The organism is Flavobacterium suncheonense GH29-5 = DSM 17707 (assembly GCF_000430025.1).
GTDB classification, from domain to species: domain Bacteria; phylum Bacteroidota; class Bacteroidia; order Flavobacteriales; family Flavobacteriaceae; genus Flavobacterium; species Flavobacterium suncheonense.
Window position 1 is genome coordinate 1 of the sequence record NZ_AUCZ01000033.1, and the last position, 2762, is coordinate 2762.

Genomic DNA, 2762 nt, shown 5'->3' on the forward strand with positions numbered 1-2762 from the left:
ACACACAAAATTGGTCTTTTATTTTTTGCGAAATGTATTGATTACTATTAGTTTGAGTATTTTTCCACACGCACTACGCAACTAGCTTATAACGTGTTGCGGCTTTAAGAAGTGGCGTAATTTTCTTCACAAGCCATCACAAATATACCGAAAAGTGTTTAAGAAAAAACTTCTTTTTTAAGAAAAAATGCAAACACTAGCCTTTCCAAAAAATCACTGAACTAGCCATTTCTTAAAACCGCTGTTAGCAGTAGTTGCTTAAATTGCTGTGTAAGTACTGCTACCAGTTGCTTGAATTATTATTTCACCTCCACCAAAATTTTCCTTGTCATATTTATGTGAATAGATTTTATATAATTTGATATAATCTTTTCCTTTCCAGAATCCTAGAATTATTGAGTCATTATTTTTTTCTGAAATAAATTTCAAATCATTCCAATACATATTGTATTTGGTTGGTAAGGCAAAATACATTTTTCTTTTTCTTCCTTCTGTTTCAATTCTAAAAATTTGTTGATGGAACCCTTGATAATCAACAACTTTATCAGAAATTAAATTTAAGGTAATCGTAGAAATATTGTCTTTTTTAACCACTTTCAATTTTTCCGAACTAAATAGCGTGTTTTCAATTGGAGGTGGAGGAGGACTATTTTCTGGACATACACTATGATGTAGCTCCGGAACATTTTTTTGTTTGGCTATTTTTTCTTTTTCGCATGACAACAATATTGTAGTGCTGATTACTAAAAGAGTAATAAAAAATATAATTGTTTGTCGTTTAGGTTTATAGGTCATGTTTAGATGCAATTACTGCTAACGTCCCGCCGGCTTTAAGAAGTTGGGGATTTTTGTTCCCAAACCATTCCGTTAAGACTGAAGCCAAATATACAAAAAGCTCGTTCCATAAAACACCCAAACCCCAATTTCTTAAAACCGCTGTTGTGCGACGTTGTTGTTAAATTTCTATTAGACAATATTTAAATTCATTGTTTTCAATTTTGGAATATTCATTCCATTTTACTCTATAATCTTTCTGTAAATCTAATTTATAAAACAATTCCTTTTTATATGTCCAATGTATTTTAAGTTGTTGATTGACCCAAATATTTTTATCTGTAAAACTATATTTATTTTGATTAATTTTCTCGTAGTTCCATCCTGAATCTATTTTATTTATTAGAAAACCATCGTGAAAAGAAAAATGTTTATCCAAATTATTTTTATCAAAAACATTGTCCTGAAAATATGATTTGTCGTTCGTTACAATTAAAACATATCCTCGAGGACAATTATCATTATTAGTTTTGTATTTCTCTATTCGATAAATATCTTTTCTAAAACTGAATCTTCCAATATCAGCTGCACCATGTTTTGTTAGATTAAAAGTTTCGCCATTATAAATAGTAGAAAGTTTTTTTGTTTTGTATTTTAATTCGATAGGATATGTATGGTTGTTTTCGTCGATTAATATCATATCAATAGGAGCCCTTACAATTGATTTTTTATCACTTCTATCAATCATTTCAATATCAATTGGTTTTTCCAATCTAATGTTAAGTTTAGGGTTGTTTTCCTTAAGTTTTAATGCAAGGGATAATTTTAGATCATCTTCTGAATGAAAAATTTTTCTTTCGGTTTTTAAATCATTAAGTGATTTTTCAAAAAAATCCATTGAATTTATTTTAGGTTAGTTTGGAATACAATGTTGCACAACGTCCCGCCGGCTTTGTGTCAGGCGAGGATTTTTATTACTGATGTTTACAAATATACCGAAAAGTTATAAAGGAAAAAGCCCAAAAGAAATAAGACAATGCAAATACCAAGCCTTTACCAATAGATCCCAAAACCCTCGCTTGCACAAAACCGCTGTTAGCAGCAGCTATTTATGATTATACCAAATGTATCTAAGTTTTTTTTCAAAATTTTCAATTTTAAGTATGCCTCCATTCATTCCAATATAGAGATCTTTTTTGATAATAAATGCTGAATTTGGACCAAATATTCCCCATCGAAAAGGAGATTTAATAAATTTAGAAAGTCTAAAATTTGGTTCTAATTTTAAAATGTAATTGGTAGTTATTATAAAAGTTTCTTTTCCTCTTCGAAACACTTTTTCAGGTTCTTCATCAAAATTTAGAATTAGTCTATAGTTCCAAACATTTTTATCCAAATAAATTTCAATTAGACTTCCTTGCTCTCCGCCTAAATGATTTATCCCTTCAATTGCGTAAAGTTTGGAATTAAATTCAAAGAAATCATTTATACGTATGTTGGCGGGAGTTATATTGTAGCTTTGTTGACCATCAAATGACAGGTAATATAAAGCGCTTCTAAATTCACCATGATTGTAGGCAATTAAATATCCGTTGTCAACTTTTTTTACTGTTCGCTTTCCAGCTGTTAGTTCAAATTTCTTGGACAGAAAATCTTTAGAATAGGGTATACTATCTCCTCGACTCATCCATTGTCTTAATTCTTTCACTTTAATAATAGAGTTCTCGTCGTATAGTTGCCAAGATTTTCGAATATTCCCTGAAGGATAGATTCTCTTATCTAATTGAATTGAATCTATCACGAAATCACTTAGGTCAATAGTTTGAGCAAGAATGGTATTTTGGAGAAGAAAAAGAAAAAATATGAATTTAATTTTACCCATAATTTTGGAATAGGCGGTTTCAAGTTTCTAGCGCAATTTTTTGGTTGATAAATTTACCGTTTTATTTCCCGCATTTTTGCACCAAATTTTGAAAGATTTGGTTTCA

Annotated in this window: 3 protein-coding genes; all 3 read right to left on the bottom strand. The window is 29.8% G+C overall.

Annotation, left to right across the window (positions count from 1 at the left end):
• Positions 1-258: 258 nt before the first annotated feature.
• Positions 259-795 (bottom strand): hypothetical protein, encoded by a 537-nt coding sequence (locus G498_RS0109825; protein ID WP_026981003.1) that lies wholly within the window; start codon positions 793-795, stop codon positions 259-261.
• A gap of 160 nt (positions 796-955) precedes the next feature.
• Positions 956-1672, bottom strand: a complete 717-nt coding sequence (locus G498_RS0109830; RefSeq protein ID WP_026981004.1) for a hypothetical protein — start codon at positions 1670-1672, stop codon at positions 956-958.
• A gap of 207 nt (positions 1673-1879) precedes the next feature.
• A complete protein-coding gene (locus tag G498_RS0109835) occupies positions 1880-2656 on the bottom strand; it encodes a hypothetical protein (RefSeq protein WP_026981005.1) in 777 nt (258 codons plus the stop codon).
• Positions 2657-2762: the final 106 nt, after the last annotated feature.

Excerpts from the sequence above, each read along its gene's own strand:
- G498_RS0109825 (WP_026981003.1), bottom strand. The coding sequence starts at position 795 with ATGACCTATAAACCTAAACGACAAACAATTATATTTTTTATTACTCTT.
- G498_RS0109830 (WP_026981004.1), bottom strand. The coding sequence starts at position 1,672 with ATGGATTTTTTTGAAAAATCACTTAATGATTTAAAAACCGAAAGAAAA.
- G498_RS0109835 (WP_026981005.1), bottom strand. The coding sequence starts at position 2,656 with ATGGGTAAAATTAAATTCATATTTTTTCTTTTTCTTCTCCAAAATACC.